This window comes from Thermus sediminis (genome assembly GCF_003426945.1).
GTDB lineage: Bacteria > Deinococcota > Deinococci > Deinococcales > Thermaceae > Thermus > Thermus sediminis.
In genome coordinates this window covers 532,063-550,211 of sequence record NZ_QURO01000004.1, presented here as the reverse complement: position 1 = coordinate 550,211, position 18,149 = coordinate 532,063, and the positions used below count along the sequence as shown (strand labels likewise).

Sequence of the window (18,149 nt, the reverse complement as noted above, 5' to 3'; positions counted from 1 at the left end):
CGCCGGGGTGGCGGAACGGTAGACGCTGCGGACTTAAAATCCGCTGGGGGGTAACCCCCGTACGGGTTCGAGTCCCGTCCCCGGCACCAATCGGGCCCCGGGGAGGCCGGGGCCCCAGCCTTTTCCTTGCTATGCTTTTGGGCGTGGGCGTGCTCACCCGCTATTTGGAAAAGGCTATGGCTCAGGCTCGCTACGACCTCCTGGGGCCAGGGCGCTTTCTTGCCGAGCTCCCCGAGGCGGGGCTAAAGGTGGAGGCATCCCACCTCGAGGCCGCCCGGGAGGCCCTCCGGGAGGCCCTGGAGGCCTGGCTTCTCACCACCTTGCGTTCGGGCCTTCTCCCCCCTGGGTTGGAGGTGGAGGAAGACCCGCGCCGGACCCGCTTCTTCGCCCTGGCCGAGGAGATGTGGCGGCTTCTCCGAGAGGCTTCTCCCCCCAAGGAGGCGGCCGAAACCCCCCAGGCCCGCCTCTCTGAGTCCCCTCGCCCCAAAAAGCCCCCCACCTTGGAGGAGTGGCTCCAGGGTCTGGGTATTCAGGTGGTGAGGAAGCGGGAGGAAGATGAGGAGAAGGAGAAGGTCCTCACCCGCCTGGCCCTCTTCCTAGGGGACCGCTATCCTAGCCTAGAGAAGCTCTATGAGCGCCTCAAGCAGAGCCTTTCCACGAAGCGCCAGTTTGAGCTTTCCCTTTCCGAGGCGGGCCAGGAGGAGATCGCCAACTCCACCCAGTTCTGCACCCTCCTCAAGGGGTATGCCCTGCTCACCAGCTACCACTACAAGAGCGAGGACCGGCGCATCCGGGCCAAGGCCAGCACCGAGGGCTGGGTGCAGGGCTTCCTCACCGGGGAGTGGCTGGAACGGTACGTGGCCGAGCGCCTAAAGAAGTTGCTGCGTTCCAAAAACCTTCCCCACGAGCTGGCCCTGGGCTACCAGGTCGCCCTGCCCGGGGGCGAGGCCGTGGAGCTGGATGTCCTGGTACGCGTGGGGGAGCGGACCTTTTGGTTTGAGGCCAAGACCGGGGAGTTCCAGGCCCACATCGCCAAGTACGCCGGGCTCAGGAAGGCGCTTGGGCTTTCGCAGAGGGAAAGCTTTCTGGTCCTCTTGGGCATGGACAAGGCCCGGGCCAAGGAACTCTCTGCCCTCTACGGCCTCACCGTGGTGAGCCAGGCCAATTTCCTCGAGGCCTTCCAGGAGGTCCTGGAGGGGAATGCTCCGTAAAGTCCTCCTGGTCATGGGGGGGACCCTGGCTTCGAGGGTCCTAGGCCTCCTGCGCCAAGCGGTCTTCAACGCCTTGTACCCGGACGCCCTCAAGGACGCCTTCAACGTGGCCTACCGGGTCCCGAACCTACTTCGGGAGCTGTTGGCGGAAGGGGCGGTGCAAAACGCCCTGATTCCCCTTCTGAAGGGCCTTCCTCCCGAGGAAGCCAGGGCCTTCGCCCGCCGCTTCGCCGCGTTTCTCCTCGGGGTCAACCTCCTGGTCCTGGGCCTCGGCTACCTCGTGGCCCCTTTCGTGGTGGGGCTTCTGATAGCCCCTGGAAGCCACCTCAGGGAGGGAGAGGCCTTCGCCCAGGTGGTCTACCTGGCTCGGCTTCTCCTCCCCTTTCTCCTGGGCGTCTCCATGGCCGCCCTCTTCTCTGCCCTGACCCAGGCCGAGGAGCGCTTCCTGCCCTACGCCCTGGGCCCCGTGGCCTTCAACCTGGTGGCCATCGGCCTCATGGCCCTCTTTCCCGGGGACCCCACGGCCTTGGGCCTCTCCGTAACCCTGGGAGGGCTTGTGCAGGCCTTGGTCCAGCTTCCCTTCCTGCGGGGCTTCCGCCTGGAGTGGGGCTGGCACCGGGCCTTGGTCCCGGCCCTCCTCCGCATGGGCCCCTTCGCCTTCACCACTTCCTTGCGGCAGTTTTTGAACCTGGTGCTCACCAACATCCTCACCCGCTACCCGCCAGCGGCCGTCACGGGCTTTTACAACGCCGAGGTGGTCTTCCAGATGGTCCTGGGCCTCTTCGCCACCTCCCCTGCCATCGCCCTCTTCCCCCGGATGAGCACCCTAAAGGGGGAGGAGCTCTCCCGGTTTCTCAAGGGACCCTTTGAGCGCATGAGCTTGCTCCTGGCCCTCCTGGGCGGGCTTTTGACGGGACTAGCCCCCTACGTGGTGGTCCTCCTCTACGGCCTCTTTGGTCCCCTCACCCCGGAGAACCGGACCTATAGCGCCCAGGTGCTTGCGGCCTTGGGCTTTGCCGTCCTGCCTTGGGGGACCAACACCCTCTTCCTCCGGGGGCTTTACGGCTTGGGGAAGGTGCGGGAGGCGGTCCTGGCCAGCGCCCTGGTCTTCCTCGCCAACACCTTGGGCTACTGGCTCCTTCGGGATGCGGGCCTCTTCCTCCTCAACCTGGCCACGGCCTTGGCGGGGTACCTGGGCCTTAGCCTCTACCTGCTCCTCTTGGACCGGGAAGGGGTGGGGGTGGGGTACGTGCCCCCTTACCTCCTCAAGGCCCTCCTGGCGGGGCTTCTCTCGGCGGTGCCGGGGCTTCTTTTGGGGGTCTACCTTCCCACGGCCACCCCACGGGAAGCCCTCCTTCCCCTCGTTCTGGGAGGGGCTGGGGGGGGCCTCCTCTTCCTCCTGGGGGGTTTTCTCTTAGGCCTACCCCTTAGGGCCCTCGCCAGAGGGCTTTTAGGCGGAAATAGAGGGGCTTGAGCCGCAGGGAAAAGGCGGGGGCCTCCCAGGGGGTCCAGGCGAAGGGGACGGGTTTTCCCCCTTCCAGGAGGAGGTTTACCCCCGCTATGGGGATGGGCTTTGGGGCGTACCAGGCGGTGGGGCGGCTGGGGTCGGTGATGAGGAGCATGCCCCAGGGAAGCCGGAGTTCCAAGAGGCCGCCCTCCCCCAGGGCGTAGTCCGCCATGGGGTCCCGGGCCCCTTCCGGGTCCTGGCCTCCTTTTAGGGCCCCGAGCTCGTAGGTGATCCGGGGGTAATCGGTGCCGTCCCGCCCCGTGCGGCGGCGGTTGGGCTCGAGGACGAAGGGCACGAAGGGCCCTTCCCCCGGCTTGGTGAAGCCCCGGAAGTGGAGGTACTCGGTGCCGGGAAGGCCGTGGGAAAGCTCCTCGTAGGGGTAGTACCCCTTTTCCACAAGGAGCCTCCCCCCTTCAGGGCCGATTTCCAGGTAGAACTCCGCCCCGAAGCCTTCGGCCACCGGGACTCCTCCGGGCACCGTGTCCAGGTAGACCCTAAGGGGCAAGGGGCCCCGGTAGAGGAGCCAGAGGTACTCGGGGTCGGCGTGGGCCTTGAGAAAGCGGCCTTCCTCAAGGAGGAGGAAGGGCACCCCTTCCCACTCCCCCGGGTCCCCGTCCAAGCGGAAAGCCCTCTTGGCGGTGGCCGCCAGAAGCCCGTAGTTCTCCTCGGGGTCCAGGAGGTTGTGCCAAAGGGGGTCCCGCTCGGGGGGGTATTCCAGGTCCACGAAGAGCCAGTTCTTCTTGAACCACTCGTCCAGGAGGGCGAAGACCAGACCTCCCGCCAGGCCCAGGCCCTCTATGTCCCGCCAAAGGGCGGCTACCCTTTCCGCCTGGGCCTCCTCCGAAAGCCCCCCGTGGTGGAACCCCTCGGGGTGGAAGTGGGCGAGGCCGCGGCTCGTGGGGAGGCCGAACTCGGCGATGAGGAGGGGCATCTCCCCATGGTGCGCTTTAAGGCGTTCCAGGTAGTTGCGGTAGCGCCCCCCCTCCAGGGAGGGCTCGTTTATCGTTTACCAGGAAGTCGGGGTAATAGGGGTACACGTGGTAGGCGGCGAAGAGGCTCGTGGGGCTACCCGGGGCGGGGCGCAGGTGGGTGGGGTCCAGGACCACGGTGTCCTCCTCATGGAGGGGGCCCGCCCGAGGGGGCTCCACCCGCTCCCCGCGCTCCTTCCTCAGCCGGTACTCCTCCTGGAAGCTGGCCTCGCTTTCCCAGGTGAGGGGGTCCAGGGTGGGCCAGTTGACGAACCCCATGGGGCGTAGGCTCCCGTAGGCCTCCCACTCGTACTGGGCCAGGCGGTCCAGGACCTCGGCCAGGTAGGCCTCAAAGGGGCTGGCCCCGGGGAGGGCCTCTATGAAGCGGCCCCGGTAGGCCCGCCCCGGGTGGCGCTCGTTGTAGGTAGCCACGGAGTAGGGCTCAAACTCCCGACCCACCAGGAGGCCTAAGGTCCAGGGGGAGACGTCGGCGGTGTAGTCTCCGTGGGCGTGGCCCGGGCGAGGGGGACGGCGGAGGTTGCCGTGGAGGGCGTCCAGGACCTCCCTCCCCTCCAGGAGGAACTTCTCCAGGAAGGGCCCTTCCCAGTCGGGATACCCCTCCTCCTCAGGGAGCTCGGTCCAGACTCCTTGGAAGAGGTAGAGGGGCCTCTTGGGGTGGGTCCGGTTGTGGCCCAGAAGGGCCTGGTAGAAGGCGGGGGGAAGGAGGGTGTAGGTCCGGACTGCGTTCGCTCCCATGGCGGAGAGGAGTTCCAGCCAGGCCCTGTAGAGCCAGACCTCCTCCGGGAACTCCGCGGGGAAGCGGCCGGGGAGGGCCACCCCCAGGTTCACCCCCCGGACCTGCAAGGGCTTACCCCCTACCCAGAACTTTTCCTTCTCCGCCCGGAAGGGTGGGGGGGCTTTGCGGGCCTTGGGGGTGGGCGGGGGGGAGAGGGGAGGGTCTTTAGGACGGCTTCCGCATCCCTGTAGCCCTGACGAAGGGCCTCCTCCAGGGCGCTCCTTGCCCCCTCGAGGTCCCCCAGGGCCCTTAGGGCCAGGCCGAAGCCGTAAAGGGCTTCCGATCCACCCCTGAGGGTGCCCACCAGCCGGGCAAAGGCGTAGAGGGCTTCCTCCAGGTCTCCCAAGCGGTAGTGGGCGAAGCCCGCAAGGAGAAGGGCCTCTTCCGGGGGTTGTAGCCCTGGAGGAGGGGGGCGAGGGCCTCCAGGACCCCCCTGGCATCTCCCCCTTCTGGTAGAGGCCTCGGGCCTCCTCCAAGGGGGAGGCCAGGGCCAGGGAGAGGAGGAGGGCCAGGGAGAGGAGCCTCAAGGGTTTTGGGCCGCCTGGCGGATGGCCTCCACCGCCTCGGGGTTTTCCAGGGCGGAGAGGTCCCCAGGGTCCTGGCCCAGGTAGGCGGCCCGGATCACCCGGCGCATCACCTTGGCGTTTCGGGTCTTGGGGAGGTCGGGGACGAAGAAAACCTTCTCCGGGCGCAGGGGCCTCCCCAGGGCCTCAGCCACCCGGTCCGCCACCTCCCCGGCCAGGGCCTCCGAGGGCGGAAAGCCCGGCCTCAAAACCGCAAAGAGGACGATGGCCTCACCCTTCACCGGGTGGGGGACCCCGATGGCGGCGCCCTCCTTAAGGGCGGGGTGGCGGGTGGCGGCGGTCTCCACCTCAGCGGGGCCTACCCTTTTGCCCGCCACCTTCAGGGTGTCGTCGCTCCGGCCCAGGATGAAGAAGTGCCCCTCCTCGTCCTGGAGGCAAAGGTCCCCGTGGACCCAGACCCCGGGGACCTTGGCGAAGTAGGTCTCCAGGTAGCGGGCCTCGTCCCGCCAGAACCCCAGGGTCATCCCTGGCCAGGGGGCGAGGACGGCGAGCTCTCCCACCTTCCCCACCGCGGGTTTCCCCGCCTCGTCCAAGACCGCGGCCTTCATCCCGGGCACGGCGGTGTTGAAGCCCATGGGCTTGATGGGCTTGAGGAGGACATTGCCCAGAATCCCTCCAGATATTTCAGTGCCCCCGGAGTAGTTCACGATGGGAAGACGCTCCTTCCCCACGGCACGGAAGAACCAGAGGTAGGCCTCCAGGTTCCAGGGCTCCCCGGTGGAGCCCAAGACCCTTAGGGAGGAGAGGTCCTGCCCCTCCAAAGGGCTCTCCCCGAAGGGGATGAGGGCCCGCACCAGGGTGGGGGAGAGGCCCAGGTGGGTGATCTGGTGGGCGGCCACCATCCGCCAGAGGCGGTCTGGGCCCGGGTAGTCGGGGGCCCCGTCGTAGAGGAAGACCATCCCCCCCAGGACAAGCCCCCCCAGGATGGCCCAGGGACCCATCATCCAGCCCAAATCGGTGAACCAGAAGAGGCGGTCTTTCTCCCTGAGGTCAAAGAGGAGGGCCAGGTCCAAGGCGGCCTTCAGGGGGAAGCCCCCGTGGTAGTGGACCGTGCCCTTGGGGCGGCCCGTGGTGCCGGAGGTGTAGATGAGCATGAAGGGGTCCATGCTCCCCATCTCCTCCGGGGGGAAGGTCTCGCCCGAAAGCTCCCGGTAGTCGGCCTCCCCCGCCTCCAGGGGGAGGCCCAGGCGGCGCACCACGAGAAGCTTTGCCGTTCCCGCCAGGGCCTGGGCCTTGCGGGCCTCGAGGAGGAGCTCCACCCGCCTTCCCCGCCTATGGAAGCCATCCTGCACCGCGAGGAGCTTGGCCTCGGCGTCCTTGAGGCGTACGCTGGCGGCCTCGGCGGCGTAGCCGGAGAAGATGGGGATGGCGGTGGCCCCCACCCAGGCGGTGGCCAGGAGGAGGACGGCGGCCTCGAGCCCCATGGGAAGCCAAAGCCCCACCCTGTCCCCCCGCCCCACCCCCAGGGCCCTAAGCCCCGCGGCCACCCGGGCCACCTCGGCCCCAAGCTCCCCGTAGGTGAGGCTTCGCACCTTTCCATCCTCGGTTTCGTGGATCAGCGACAGGCGCTCGGGGCCGTGGCGCAGGCAGGCCTCCACCAGGTTCAGCCTTCCTCCCACGAAGAAGCGGGGAAAGGGGAAGCCCCCCTCTAGGACCCGGGCGTAGGCCCGCCGCCAGGGGATGGCCAGGTGGGTGAAGAACTTTTGGTAGAAGTCCTCGGCCTCCTCCACGCTGTAGCGGTAGAAGGCCTCGTACTGGCTGAAGCCCAGGGCCTCCATGAAGCGGAAGAGGCGGCTTTCCTGGGCCGCTTCCGCCGACGGGTACCAGACGGGTTCCATGGGGTTCCTCCTTCACTTCCAAAAGAGGAAGCGCTTCTTGGGCAGGGGCTTCGCTTGGGGTGGTTCTTGAGTGGTGCCCAGGACCTCCAAAAAGGCCTTGAGGGTAAGGCGTTCCTCGGGGTTCTTGGCGAGAAGCCGCTTCAGGGCCTTGTCCAGACGGGGGGGAAGGCCCGTGGGGGGTGGGGGCAAGAGGAGGTGGGCGTCCCGGAGTTCCTCCAGGGTCTCCCCCCTGAAGGGCCTCCTTCCCGTGAGGAGTTCGTAGGCCATAACCCCGTAGGCGTAGACCTCGCTTCGCTCGCTAGGCAAGGCGCCGAGATAGAGTTCTGGGGCCAGGTAATGGGGGCTTCCCGTGTACTCTTGGGTACGGTCCAGAAGGGGCCTCAAGGTGCCCAGGTCGCCCAGTTTATAGATGCCCTCCCCCACGAAGACGTTGGCGGGCTTGACGTCCTGGTGGAGAAAGCCCTTCTTGTGCAGGTAAAGCAGGGCCTCCCCGATCTGCAAAAGGGCCCTCACCGCCTCCTCCTGGGACAGGCGGCCCTTGAGGAGGCGGGCCTCGAGGGTCCCCTGGGGAAAGTACTCCAGGGCCAAAAAGGCCTCCTCGCCCAAGGGCACCCCGGCCAGGCCCCGCACCAGGTGGGGGTGCTTTAGGGAGAGGCTAAAGGAAACCTCCCGGGCGAAGCGCTCCGCGAGTTTCGGGTCCTGCCGCACCTCCTTCTTGGGCAGCTTCAGGGCCACCTGGCCCAGGCCCGGCGCCTCCGCCAGGTACACCTGGGCCGACCGCCCCAGGCCGAGGAGCATCAAGAGGCGGAAGTCCTTTCTAGTCAAGGGCCAGTACCCCTCCAGGCTTGAGGGCGTGCCCCTCCACGCCCTTCTCCCGGGCCCTGTTGGCGAAGGCCTCCCCGTCCTGCCCGATGGGGGGGAAGGTGTTGTAGTGAATGGGCACCACCCGCTTGGGCTTGAGGAGGTCCAGGGCCTTTAGGGCGTCCTCCGGCCCCATGGTGAAGTGGTCCCCGATGGGGAGGAGGGCGAGGTCTAGGCCCAGCTCCCCGATGAGGCGCATGTCGGAGAAGAGGGCGGTGTCCCCAGCGTGGTAGATGCGCTTGCCCCCTAACTCCACCACCACCCCCATGGGCATGCCCCCGTAGGTCCCGTCAGGGAAGCTAGAGGAGTGCCAGGCGGGGAACCACCGGAGCCAGCCCCCTTCGAAGCGGTAGGTGCCCCCGATGTTCATGGGGACAGTTCGGGCCCCGTGCTTTTCGGCGTAAGTGGCGATCTCAAAGGTGGAGACCACCACCCCGCCCTTTTTGGACAAGGCCACGCTGTCCCCAAAGTGGTCCCCGTGGGCGTGGGTCACCAGGATGAGGTCCGCTTGGACCTCGGCTAAGGAGGCTGCCGCCATGGGGTTCCCCGTCAGGAAAGGGTCTATGGCGATGCGGGTCTTGCCGTCGGAAAGGAGCACCGCCGAGTGGCCCAGATACCGCACCTCTACCATATGCACCTCCTTTGCTGCCACTATACCCCGATTCCCCTTCCTTGGGAAAGGGCCTTTTCCAGGGTGCGCAAAAAGACAGCTTGAAGGAGGCGGAAAAAGGCCCGCTCCCCCCAGTTCCTGGCTTCGGGGAGGACCAGAGCCACCTCCAGCCTGAAGAGGAGGCCTTCCCCTCGGGGCCGCACTTCCCCCCTTACCGCCAGGGAGGGGGGTGGGAGGGGAAGGGGGGTCAGCCTCTGGCCCTCGAGGCGGCTTTGGAAGGGAAGCAGGATCTCTCCTAAGATGGGGTTTTCCTGGCGAAGGGTCCCCTTTAGAACATCTCCTTCCCAAAATACCTCCAGGGGGAGGTCCTTAGGGCCTTCTCCGTTTAGGCAGAGCTCTAGCTGGACCCTCATCCCTCCACCCACTCCACCCGCATCCGTCCTTCCCGGACCAGGCGGGCCATTTCCCCATCGGGGATGTTGACCAGCCTGGGCAGCTCCCGGAAGCGGGGCGTGGCCGAGGCCAAGCCTACCCTAACCACCAGCACCTCCTCTTCCTCCGCCCGTCCGATGCGCCAGACCAGGTGCTGGCCCAGGCTTTCCAAAAGGTCCTTCTCCACCCCTTCAGTTTACCGCCACAATGGCGTCGTGCCCCGCTTGGGGATGCCCTTTCCCTACCTTTCCCTTGGCCTCTCTTTGCGTCTCTGCCCCCTTGGGCCTGGGGCGGCGGAGGATCCTGGGGTGGCCAGCGGGGCCTATGGCCTGGCGGCAGGCCTGGATCTCAAGACTGGGGAATGCCTGCTCTCTCCCACTCCAGGGGGTGGAGGCCATGGCCTTATGCCTTAGAGGACTTCCAGCAGGGCGAACTTCAAGTAATGGGTCTCCGGGTGATTGAGGAGGACCGGGTGGTCAAAGGGTTGGCCCCGCCTCTCCAAGACCCTGAGGACCCGGTGGGTGTCCTTGGCGGCCTCGGCGAGCATCCCATAGAAGAGGGGTTCCGTAAGGTAGTGGCTGCAGCTGGCGGTGGCCAGGACGCCCCCCTCCTTCAGGAGTCTGATGGCCCGAAGGTTCACCTCCTTGTAGGCCCGGTAGGCCCTTTCCAGGTCCTTCTTGCCCTTGGCGAAGGCAGGGGGGTCTAGGACGACGAGGTCAAACCGTTCCCCCGCCTTCTCCAGAGCCCTAAGGTAGTCAAAGGCATTGGCCTCCACGGTCTGGATGGCCAGGCCGTTCATGCGTGCGTTCTCCTGCGCCCAGGCCAGGGCCTCCCCCGAGGAGTCCACCGCCACCACCTCCTTGAATCCCAGGGCCAGGTGAAGGGCGAAGCCTCCGGCGTAGGAGAAGACATCCAGGGCCCTTTCCCCGCGAAGGCTTTCCATGAGGGTGCGGTTTTCCCGTTGGTCCAGGAAGGCCCCTGTCTTCTGGCCCCCCTTTAGGTCCACCAGGTAACGCACCCTCCCCTCCTTCACCGTCACCCGCTCGGGTACCTCTCCCCAAAGGGGGCGCACGTAGAGGGGAAGGCCCTCCATCTCCCGGGCCTTGGCGTCGTTCCTGGCCAGAACGCTCTTTACGTAAGGCTTCAGGATCTCCGCCACCTGGGGCAGGAGGGCCTCCCAGGCGTAGGCGGTGGCCTGGACCACCGCGTGGCCCGCGTAGTAGTCCACCACAAGCCCCGGGAGGAAGTCCCCCTCCGCGTGGGCCAGGCGGAAACCCCCTTCGGGCTCCCTGCCCAAGGCCCCCAGGCGGCGGGAAACGGCCCTTTGTAGGTTCTCCAGAAGGGCCTTTTCCGGGTCCTCCGCTGGACGGAAGCGGAAGGCCCGCACCCTCAGGGCGCTTTGGGGATTATAGAGGGCCAGGGCCAGCAAACGCCTGCCCCAGTAGACGGGGAAGAGGCCCGGGGCCTCGGGGCCGGAGACCACGTCCCGGGCGAAGACCCAGAGGTGGCGGGAAAGAAGCCTTTCCGCTCCCCGCTCGTTGACGAGAATCCGCACCGTCTGAGTATACTTAGGCGGGGTTGGTTGACGCTTGCCCCTTCGGCCGGTATCATGACCGGCGGGCGTGCTTTGGGCGAATTTTCACATAAGGAGGGACGATGGGAGGCCTGGGACTTATAAAGAGTCTGGCGGAGAAGGAGAGGGAGTTAGCGGCGCGCCTCGAGGCTGCCAAGAAGGAGGCAGCGGACCTTTTCAGGCAGGCAGAAGCTGAGGCCAAGGCCCTCCTGGAGGCGGCGGAGACCCAGGCCCAAGCCCTAGAGGCGGAGTACCGCGAGAAGGAGGTCCGGGGGACCGAGGCCGTCATGTCCCGCTACAGGGCCCAGGCGGAGGCGGAGGTTTTGGCGGTGAAGGAAAGGGCCCAGGCCCGTCTGGATGAGGCGGTGGCCTTGGTCTTAAAGGAGGTCCTCCCGTGATCGCCCCTATGGAGAAGCTGATCCTGGCTGGCCCCAGGGGCCGGGCCAGGGAGCTTCTCCAAAGCCTGCAGCAGGCGGGGGTGGTCCATCTTGAGACCCTTCGGGTGAAGGAGCTTGCCGAGTACAGGCTTTCCCCCGAGGAAAGGGAGGAGCTTAGGCGCTGGGAGGGGGTAGCCGCGGGAGCGGAGCACACCCTGGCCCTCCTGGGACGGGAGGCCGAGCCTGCGAGGCCCTTCCCCGAGGGGTTGGAGGCGGCGGAAAAGGCCCTCGCTCCCATCCAGAATCACGCCGAGGGCTTGACCCGGCAGCGCCAGGGGCTGGAGGAGGAGCTTGCCCTGGTCCAGGCCTACCTGGAGCCCTTGGAAAAGCTGGCCCAGATGGCCCAGGGTCTGGACAGAAGCCCCTACTTTCGCCTCTTCCCCTTTCTCCTCACGGGAGGGGAGTTGCCCCAGGTGGAGGAAGCGCTCACGAAGGCCCTTGGAGATCGCTTCCTCCTGGCTACCGATTCCTATGGCAGGGGACTGGTTGCCCTTCTGGTGGTTCATCACAAGGACCAGGAGGCGGCCAAAACCGCCCTCTCCCGCGCGGGGATGGCGGAGTTCCGCCTGTCTGGACCCCACGCCGACCTCCCCCTCTCCGAGGCGGCGAAGAGGCTTAGGGAGCGGGCCGAGGCTGCCCCTCAGGAGCTTTCCGAGGTGCGGCAGGCCCTTTTCAAGCTGGCCCAGGAGACGGCCCCCACCCTGCGGAGCCTCTGGACCCGGGCTAAGGACGAGGCGGCCCGGCTCAGGGCCCTGGAGGAGCTGGCCTCGGGCCGCTTTGGCTTCGCCCTCTTGGGCTACGTGCCGGTGAAGGCCAAGCCCAAGGTGGAGGAAGCCCTGGCCCGCCACCGGGACGGAGTGGTCTACGCCTTTGAGCCTGTGGACGAGCACCACGAGGCGGACCGCGTTCCCGTGACCTTGGAAAACCCTGCCTGGGCTAGGCCCTTTGAACTTCTCGTCGGTTTTCTCCACACTCCCAAGTACGGCCTCGTTGACGCCACCCCGATCCTCGCCATATCCTTTCCCTTCTGGTTCGGGATGATCGTGGGGGATATCGGCTACGCCCTCCTCTTCTACCTGGTGGGGCGCTGGCTCTCGGGGTACGTGAAGCGGAACGAACCTTTGGTTATCGATCTCTTCGCCCTCAAGTTTAAGCCCCCAGTCCTGGCCAATATCGTATATATCCTCAACTGGTTGGTTTTCTGGACTGTGGTCTGGGGGTTCGTCTATGGAGAGTTCTTCGGCACCTTCCTGGAGCACTTGGGGGTCTTCGGTACGGAAAAACACCCTGGGCTCATCCCTATCCTCATCCACCGTATCGATGTGATGGACACGGCCAACTTCCTTATCTTGACCACGGTGGCCTTCGGCATAATTGTGGTCTTTCTAGGCCTTAGCCTCAGGGCCTACTTAGGGCTCAAGCACGGCCACATGGCCCACTTTTGGGAAGGGGTAGGGTACATAGGGGGCCTCCTGGGCCTCTTCTCCCTTGCGGCCGTCTTCCTGGGCGACCTACAGGCGGGGTGGCTTAGCCTCCTCACCTACTTGGGCCTGGGGGTCTTCCTGCTCGCCGTTCTCGCAAGCCGCGCCTGGCTCATGGTCCCGGAGATCTTCACCCAGGCAGGGCATGTCCTCTCCTACGTCCGTATCTACGCCGTAGGGGCTGCGGGCGGGATCATGGCCGGCCTGCTCACCGACGCAGGGTTCTCTCTGGCCGAGGGCCTGGGGCTGCTTGGGGTTCTCCTTGTGGTCCCCTTGGTCTTTGTTCTGCACGTCCTCTTGCTCCTGATCAAGCTCCTAGGGTACATGCTCCAGCCCCTTCGTCTCCTGTGGGTGGAGTTCTTCACCAAGTTTGGTTTCTACGAGGAAAACGGCAGGCCATACCAACCGTTCAAGAGCGTCCGAGAGACGCAATAGGGAGGGAAGAGATGAAGAAGCTTCTGGTTTTGGTCCTAGCGGCGTTCGGTACCCTGGCCTTTGCGGCGGAGGAAGCGGCCTCGGCCACTCTGGACCGCGGTCTAATTGCCCTAGCGATGGGCCTGGCAGTGGGCCTTGGGGCCTTGGGCACCGGCTGGGCGATGTCCCGCATCGGACCTGCGGCCGTGGGGGCCATTGCTGAGGACAGGCGGAACTTCGGCACCAGCCTGGTCTTCTTCCTTTTGCCTGAGACCCTGGTGATCTTTGGCCTCCTTGTGGCCCTAATCCTCAGCGGTAGCCTCTAAGCGGCTTCTCGGGCCAGGCTCTCCCATGGGCCTGGCCCCTTTCTCAAGGAGGGAGAATGTCCAAATTGGAGGCCATTTTGAGCCAGGAGGTAGAGGCGGAGATCCAGGCCATCCTAGAGGAGGCCAAGACCAAGGCCGAGGCCCTAAGGGAGGAGGCTGGGGCCGAGGCCAAAGCCCTTTTGGAAGGTAGGAGGCGGGCCCTCGAGGCCGCCTTTCAGGCCGCCCTTCGCCGGGCGGAAAGCGCCGGGGAACTCCTCCTCTCCACCGCTCGCGCCGAGGCCAAGGGGGAGGTGCTCACGGCGGTGAGGGCCAAGGCCCTGGAAGCCCTGAAGGCCCTTCCCCAGAAGCCCGAATGGCCTGAGGTGGTGCGAAAGCTGGCCCTGGAGGCTCTCTCCGCCGTGGCGGAGCCCGAGGCCCTAGCCACCCACCCGGAGAACCTACCCCATCTGGAGGCCTTGGCCAAGGAGCGGGGTCTGGAGCTTTTGGCCGATCCGTCCTTGCGCCTGGGCGTGCGGGCCATGGGCAAAGGGGGTAAGACCCGGGTGGAGAACGCTTTGGAAAGCCGTCTGGAGCGGGCGTGGGACGCCCTTTCCTCCCAGGTGGCCCAAGCGCTTTGGGGCTAGCCATGGTGGATGACTTCTCCTACCTAAACGCCCGGGTGCGAGCCAGGCGGAGCTCCCTCCTTAAGGAGGGTTTCTTCCAGGAGGCTCTGGATCTCTCCTTCCCCGACTTTCTGCGCCTCCTCTCGGAAAGCCCCTACGGCCAGGACCTGGCGGGGCAGGGCCTTGTGGAGGTGGACCGGGCCATTAGCCGTACCCAGGCCCGGCTGGTGGGGGATCTGCCCCGCCTGGCCGGGGGAAGGGCGGGGGAGGTGGTAGGGCTTCTCTTCCTTCGGGGCGACCTTCACAACCTGCAGGCCCTCCTCCGGGCCAAGGCCACGGGCCGCCCCTTTGAGGACATACCCCTCATGGTGGGCACCCTTAAGGAGGAGCTCTGGCGGCAGGCCTACGAGGCCCAGGACCCCGCGGGGATGGCCCAGGTGCTCTCTGTCCCCGGCCACCCTTTGGCCCAGGCCCTGAGGGGGGCGCTGCGGGAGACCCAGGACCTGGTCCAGGTGGAGGCCCTTTTGGCCAAGCGCTTCTTTGAGGAGGTGGCCTTAGGGGCCAAGGCCCTGGAGGAGCCTTTCCTTAGGGACTACTTGGCCTTGGAAGTGGACGCGGAAAACCTGCGCACCGCCTTCAAACTGAGGGGCCAGGAGGTGGTCCCCGAGGCCGTCTTCATCCGGGGCGGGCGCTTCCTGGACCGAGTGCGTTTCACCAGGCTTCTAGAGGGGGACTACACGGCTTTGGACGAGCTTTCAGGAACTCCTCTAGGGGCGCTTTCGGGGGTGCGGGATCTCAAGGAGTTGGAGAAGCGCCTCCGCTGCCTCCTCCTCAAGGAGGCCAGGAGGGGGATCGCGGACCCCTTAGAGGCGGGGTTCGTCCTGGCCTACGTGAGGGAGCGGGAGTGGGAGGCCATGCGGCTAAGGCTCCTGGCCCGGCGGGCCTACTTCGGCCTGCCTAGGGCCCAGGTGGAGGAGGAGGTGACCTGCCCGTGAGGATCGCGGTGATCGCCGATCCCGAGGCGACTCAGGGGTTTAGGTTGGCGGGCCTCGAGGCCCACGCGGCCCAAAGCGCCGAGGAGGCCCGGCTCAAGCTGGAGGAGCTGGTGCAAAAGGGCGGCTACGCCCTGGTGGCCGTGGACCGAAGCCTCCTCCCCGAGCCCGAGAAGGCGGTGGAGCGGCTCATGCGGGGGAAGGACCTCCCGGTTCTCCTTCCCATAGCGGGCCTGGAGGAGGCCTTCCAAAACCCCGATGTGGAAGGGTACATGCGCGAGCTGGTGCGCAGGACCATCGGCTTTGACATCAAGCTGTAGAATGGAGGGGAGATGATCCAAGGGGTGATCCAGAAGATCGCGGGCCCGGCGGTGATCGCCAAGGGGATGCTGGGGGCCCGCATGTACGACATCTGCAAGGTGGGCCACGAGGGCCTGGTGGGGGAGATCATCCGCCTGGACGGGGACACGGCCTTCGTCCAGGTCTACGAGGACACCTCGGGCCTCAAGGTGGGGGAGCCCGTGGTCTCCACAGGGCTTCCTCTGGCGGTGGAGCTCGGCCCCGGGATGCTCAATGGCATCTACGACGGTATCCAGCGCCCCCTGGAGCGCATCCAGGAGAAGACGGGAATCTACATCACCCGGGGCGTGGTGGTCCACGCCCTGGACCGGGAGAAGAAGTGGGCCTGGACCCCTAGGGTTCGCCCTGGGGACGAGGTCAAGGGAGGCATGGTCCTGGGCACCGTCCCCGAGTTCGCCTTCACCCACAAGATCCTGGTGCCCCCGGACGTGAGGGGCCGGGTCAAGGAGGTGAAGCCCGCCGGGGAGTACACGGTGGAGGAGCCTTTGGTGGTCCTGGAGGACGGCACCGAGCTCAAGATGTACCACACCTGGCCCGTGCGCCGGGCGAGGCCCATCCAGCGGAAGCTGGACCCCAACACCCCCTTCCTCACGGGGATGCGGATCCTGGACGTCCTCTTCCCCGTGGCCATGGGGGGGACGGCGGCCATCCCCGGGCCCTTCGGTAGCGGCAAGACCGTGACCCAGCAGTCCCTGGCCAAGTGGTCCAACGCCGACGTGGTGGTCTACGTGGGCTGCGGGGAGCGGGGCAACGAGATGACGGATGTGTTGGTGGAGTTCCCCGAGCTCACCGACCCCAAGACCGGGGGCCCCCTCATGCACCGCACCGTCCTCATCGCCAACACCTCCAACATGCCCGTGGCCGCCCGTGAGGCCAGCATCTACGTGGGCGTGACCATCGCCGAGTACTTCCGGGACCAGGGCCTCTCCGTGGCCCTGATGGCCGACTCCACCAGCCGTTGGGCCGAGGCCCTGCGGGAGATCAGTAGCCGTCTCGAGGAGATGCCCGCGGAGGAGGGCTACCCCCCCTATCTGGCCGCCAGGCTCGCCGCTTTCTACGAGCGCTCCGGCAAGGTCATCACCCTCTCCGGCGATGAGGGGGCGGTCACCATCGTGGGGGCGGTCTCCCCTCCGGGCGGGGACATGTCCGAGCCCGTGACCCAGTCCACGCTCCGCATCGTGGGGGCCTTCTGGCGGCTGGACGCCTCCTTGGCCTTCCGGCGCCACTTTCCGGCCATCAATTGGAATGGATCCTATAGTTTGTTCACCGAGGCCCTAGACCCCTGGTACCGGGAGAACGTGGCCCCAGACTACCCTGAGCTCCGGGATGCCATCTCCGAGCTCCTGCAGAGGGAGGCGGGCCTCCAGGAGATCGTCCAGCTGGTGGGGCCCGACGCCCTCCAGGATGCCGAGCGCCTGGTCATTGAGGTGGGGCGGATCATCCGCGAGGACTTCCTGCAGCAGAACGCCTACCACGAGGTGGACGCCTACTGCTCCATGCGGAAGGCCTACGGCATCATGAAGATGATCCTGGCCTTCTATAAGGAGGCGGAGGCAGCCATCCGGCGGGGGGCGTCCATCGACGAGATCCTCCAGCTCCCCGTGGTGGAAAGCATCGGCCGGGCCCGTTACATGAGCGAGGAGGAGTTCCCCCGCCACTATGAGGAGGCCATGAGGGAGGTCGGAGGGGCCTTCAAGGCTCTAGCCTAAAGGAGGGAAGCGTGGACCTCTTGAGAAGGGAGTACACGGGCGTCACCTACATCTCGGGGCCCCTGCTCTTCGTGGAGAACGCCAGGGACCTGGCCTATGGGGCCATCGTGGACATCAGGGACGGCACGGGCCGCGTCCGCGGCGGGCAGGTCATCGAGGTCTCCGAGGAGTACGCGGTCATCCAGGTGTTTGAGGAGACCACGGGCCTGGACCTCGCCACCACCAGCGTGAGCCTGGTGGAGGAAGTGGCCCGGCTTGGGGTTTCCAAGGAGATGCTGGGGCGGCGCTTCAACGGCATCGGCAAGCCCATCGACGGCCTTCCCCCCATCACCCCGGAGAAGCGCCTGCCCATCGTGGGCCTTCCCCTGAACCCCGTGGCCCGGAGGAAGCCGGAGGAGTTCATCCAGACGGGCATCTCCACCATTGACGTGATGAACACCCTGGTGCGGGGGCAGAAGCTCCCCATCTTCTCCGGCTCGGGCCTCCCCGCCAACGAGATCGCCGCCCAGATCGCCCGCCAGGCCACGGTGCGCCCCGACCTCTCAGGGGAGGGGGAGGAGGAGGAGCCCTTCGCCGTGGTCTTCGCCGCCATGGGCATCACCCAGCGGGAGCTCTCCTACTTCATCCAGGAGTTTGAGCGCACAGGGGCCCTTTCCCGCTCGGTGCTTTTCCTCAACAAGGCGGACGACCCCACCATTGAAAGGATCCTCACCCCCCGCATGGCCCTCACCGTGGCCGAGTACCTGGCCTTTGAGCACGACTACCACGTGCTGGTCATCCTCACCGACATGACCAACTACTGCGAGGCCCTCAGGGAGATCGGGGCGAGCCGCGAGGAGATCCCGGGGCGCCGCGGCTACCCCGGTTACATGTACACCGACCTGGCCACCATCTACGAGCGGGCCGGGGTGGTGCAGGGGAAGAAGGGCTCCGTGACCCAGATCCCCATCCTCTCCATGCCCGACGACGACCGCACCCACCCCATCCCTGACCTCACGGGCTACATCACCGAGGGGCAGATCCAGCTCTCCCGGGAGCTCCACCGTAAAGGCATCTACCCGCCCATCGACCCCCTCCCCTCCCTCTCCCGCCTCATGAACAACGCTGTGGGCAAGGGCAAGACCCGGGAGGACCACAAGCAGGTCTCCGACCAGCTCTACTCCGCCTACGCCAACGGGGTGGACATCCGCAGGCTTGTGGCCATCATCGGTGAGGATGCCCTCACGGAGAACGACCGCCGCTACCTCCAGTTCGCCGATGCCTTTGAGAAGCATTTCATCAACCAGGGCCAGCAGAACCGCTCCATTGAGGAGAGCCTGCAGTCGGCCTGGTCCCTCCTCTCCATGCTTCCCCAAGGGGAGCTCAAGCGCATCTCCAGAGACCATATCGGCAAGTACTACGGGCAGAAGCTGGAGGAGATCTGGGGCACGCCCCAGGCCTTGGACTAG

19 protein-coding genes and 1 tRNA gene are annotated in these 18,149 nt (G+C 66.4%); 11 read left to right on the top strand and 9 right to left on the bottom strand.

The window, feature by feature from the left end; all coding sequences use genetic code 11:
• The first annotated feature begins 1 nt into the window (after position 1).
• The 3 genes from ATI37_RS03520 to murJ all read left to right on the top strand — a co-directional run bounded on the left by ATI37_RS03520 (position 2) and on the right by murJ (position 2,685).
• Positions 2-89: transfer RNA gene (locus ATI37_RS03520), tRNA-Leu, on the top strand.
• Between the two features lie 42 nt (positions 90-131).
• A complete protein-coding gene (locus ATI37_RS03515) occupies positions 132-1,211 on the top strand; it encodes a hypothetical protein (protein WP_198665499.1) in 1,080 nt (359 codons plus the stop codon).
• On the top strand, positions 1,201-2,685 hold the full coding sequence (gene murJ / locus ATI37_RS03510) for a murein biosynthesis integral membrane protein MurJ (RefSeq protein WP_117237133.1): 1,485 nt from the start codon (positions 1,201-1,203) through the stop codon (positions 2,683-2,685). Before ATI37_RS03515 ends, murJ begins: the two co-directional genes overlap by 11 nt.
• On the opposite strand, the gene ATI37_RS11985 is transcribed toward murJ, so the two are convergent.
• From ATI37_RS11985 to ATI37_RS03470, 9 genes are all read right to left on the bottom strand, one after another.
• Positions 2,639-3,649, bottom strand: a complete 1,011-nt coding sequence (locus ATI37_RS11985) for a hypothetical protein (protein ID WP_232822437.1) — start codon at positions 3,647-3,649, stop codon at positions 2,639-2,641. The genes murJ and ATI37_RS11985 overlap by 47 nt on opposite strands.
• Positions 3,650-3,665: 16 nt before the next feature.
• A complete protein-coding gene (locus ATI37_RS11980) occupies positions 3,666-4,550 on the bottom strand; it encodes a hypothetical protein (RefSeq protein ID WP_232822436.1) in 885 nt (294 codons plus the stop codon).
• 11 nt (positions 4,551-4,561) lie between these two features.
• Complete coding sequence (locus ATI37_RS11975) at positions 4,562-4,828, bottom strand: hypothetical protein (RefSeq protein WP_232822435.1); 267 nt, start codon at positions 4,826-4,828, stop codon at positions 4,562-4,564.
• Between the two features lie 177 nt (positions 4,829-5,005).
• Entirely contained in the window at positions 5,006-6,904 is a 1,899-nt protein-coding gene (locus tag ATI37_RS03500) for an AMP-binding protein (protein WP_117237132.1), read from the bottom strand.
• Positions 6,905-6,916: 12 nt separating this feature from the next.
• Entirely contained in the window at positions 6,917-7,702 is a 786-nt protein-coding gene (locus tag ATI37_RS03495) for a serine/threonine-protein kinase (RefSeq protein WP_117238501.1), read from the bottom strand.
• Between the two features lie 19 nt (positions 7,703-7,721).
• Positions 7,722-8,396, bottom strand: a complete 675-nt coding sequence (locus ATI37_RS03490; RefSeq protein WP_117237131.1) for a metal-dependent hydrolase — start codon at positions 8,394-8,396, stop codon at positions 7,722-7,724.
• Positions 8,397-8,416: 20 nt separating this feature from the next.
• A complete protein-coding gene (locus tag ATI37_RS03485) occupies positions 8,417-8,788 on the bottom strand; it encodes a DUF3809 family protein (protein ID WP_117237130.1) in 372 nt (123 codons plus the stop codon).
• Positions 8,785-8,994, bottom strand: a complete 210-nt coding sequence (locus ATI37_RS03480) for a DUF3248 domain-containing protein (RefSeq protein WP_117237129.1) — start codon at positions 8,992-8,994, stop codon at positions 8,785-8,787. Before ATI37_RS03480 ends, ATI37_RS03485 begins: the two co-directional genes overlap by 4 nt.
• A gap of 222 nt (positions 8,995-9,216) precedes the next feature.
• The gene (locus ATI37_RS03470; RefSeq protein ID WP_117237127.1) at positions 9,217-10,362 is read right to left on the bottom strand and encodes a class I SAM-dependent rRNA methyltransferase; all 1,146 of its coding nucleotides are present in this window, start codon (positions 10,360-10,362) and stop codon (positions 9,217-9,219) included.
• Between the two features lie 101 nt (positions 10,363-10,463).
• On the opposite strand from ATI37_RS03470, the gene ATI37_RS03465 reads away from it, so the two are divergent.
• Genes ATI37_RS03465 through ATI37_RS03430 form a run of 8 tightly spaced genes read left to right on the top strand, consistent with a single transcriptional unit; the run spans position 10,464 to position 18,149 of the window.
• Positions 10,464-10,778, top strand: coding sequence for a V-type ATPase subunit subunit G family protein (locus ATI37_RS03465; protein ID WP_117237126.1), 315 nt, complete (start codon positions 10,464-10,466; stop codon positions 10,776-10,778).
• Positions 10,775-12,733, top strand: coding sequence for a V-type ATP synthase subunit I (locus tag ATI37_RS03460; RefSeq protein ID WP_117237125.1), 1,959 nt, complete (start codon positions 10,775-10,777; stop codon positions 12,731-12,733). Before ATI37_RS03465 ends, ATI37_RS03460 begins: the two co-directional genes overlap by 4 nt.
• Positions 12,734-12,744: 11 nt before the next feature.
• The gene (locus ATI37_RS03455; RefSeq protein WP_117237124.1) at positions 12,745-13,038 is read left to right on the top strand and encodes a F0F1 ATP synthase subunit C; all 294 of its coding nucleotides are present in this window, start codon (positions 12,745-12,747) and stop codon (positions 13,036-13,038) included.
• A 56-nt stretch (positions 13,039-13,094) separates the two neighbouring features.
• Positions 13,095-13,661, top strand: coding sequence for a V-type ATP synthase subunit E (locus ATI37_RS03450; RefSeq protein WP_117237123.1), 567 nt, complete (start codon positions 13,095-13,097; stop codon positions 13,659-13,661).
• A gap of 2 nt (positions 13,662-13,663) precedes the next feature.
• Positions 13,664-14,635 (top strand): V-type ATPase subunit, encoded by a 972-nt coding sequence (locus ATI37_RS03445; RefSeq protein WP_117237122.1) that lies wholly within the window; start codon positions 13,664-13,666, stop codon positions 14,633-14,635.
• A gap of 2 nt (positions 14,636-14,637) precedes the next feature.
• Complete coding sequence (locus ATI37_RS03440) at positions 14,638-14,952, top strand: V-type ATP synthase subunit F (protein WP_198665569.1); 315 nt, start codon at positions 14,638-14,640, stop codon at positions 14,950-14,952.
• A 12-nt stretch (positions 14,953-14,964) separates the two neighbouring features.
• Positions 14,965-16,701, top strand: coding sequence for a V-type ATP synthase subunit A (locus ATI37_RS03435; protein WP_117237120.1), 1,737 nt, complete (start codon positions 14,965-14,967; stop codon positions 16,699-16,701).
• A gap of 11 nt (positions 16,702-16,712) precedes the next feature.
• Entirely contained in the window at positions 16,713-18,149 is a 1,437-nt protein-coding gene (locus ATI37_RS03430) for a V-type ATP synthase subunit B (protein WP_117237119.1), read from the top strand.

What these genes read in the sequence shown, in the direction of transcription:
- murJ (WP_117237133.1), top strand. Translation starts at nt 1,201, where the DNA reads ATGCTCCGTAAAGTCCTCCTGGTCATGGGGGGGACCCTGGCTTCGAGG.
- ATI37_RS03500 (WP_117237132.1), bottom strand. Translation starts at nt 6,904, where the DNA reads ATGGAACCCGTCTGGTACCCGTCGGCGGAAGCGGCCCAGGAAAGCCGC.
- ATI37_RS03515 (WP_198665499.1), top strand. Translation starts at nt 132, where the DNA reads ATGCTTTTGGGCGTGGGCGTGCTCACCCGCTATTTGGAAAAGGCTATG.
- ATI37_RS03490 (WP_117237131.1), bottom strand. Translation starts at nt 8,396, where the DNA reads ATGGTAGAGGTGCGGTATCTGGGCCACTCGGCGGTGCTCCTTTCCGAC.
- ATI37_RS03435 (WP_117237120.1), top strand. Translation starts at nt 14,965, where the DNA reads ATGATCCAAGGGGTGATCCAGAAGATCGCGGGCCCGGCGGTGATCGCC.
- ATI37_RS03485 (WP_117237130.1), bottom strand. Translation starts at nt 8,788, where the DNA reads ATGAGGGTCCAGCTAGAGCTCTGCCTAAACGGAGAAGGCCCTAAGGAC.
- ATI37_RS03465 (WP_117237126.1), top strand. Translation starts at nt 10,464, where the DNA reads ATGGGAGGCCTGGGACTTATAAAGAGTCTGGCGGAGAAGGAGAGGGAG.
- ATI37_RS03495 (WP_117238501.1), bottom strand. Translation starts at nt 7,702, where the DNA reads ATGCTCCTCGGCCTGGGGCGGTCGGCCCAGGTGTACCTGGCGGAGGCG.
- ATI37_RS03455 (WP_117237124.1), top strand. Translation starts at nt 12,745, where the DNA reads ATGAAGAAGCTTCTGGTTTTGGTCCTAGCGGCGTTCGGTACCCTGGCC.
- ATI37_RS03450 (WP_117237123.1), top strand. Translation starts at nt 13,095, where the DNA reads ATGTCCAAATTGGAGGCCATTTTGAGCCAGGAGGTAGAGGCGGAGATC.
- ATI37_RS11985 (WP_232822437.1), bottom strand. Translation starts at nt 3,649, where the DNA reads ATGCCCCTCCTCATCGCCGAGTTCGGCCTCCCCACGAGCCGCGGCCTC.
- ATI37_RS03445 (WP_117237122.1), top strand. Translation starts at nt 13,664, where the DNA reads ATGGTGGATGACTTCTCCTACCTAAACGCCCGGGTGCGAGCCAGGCGG.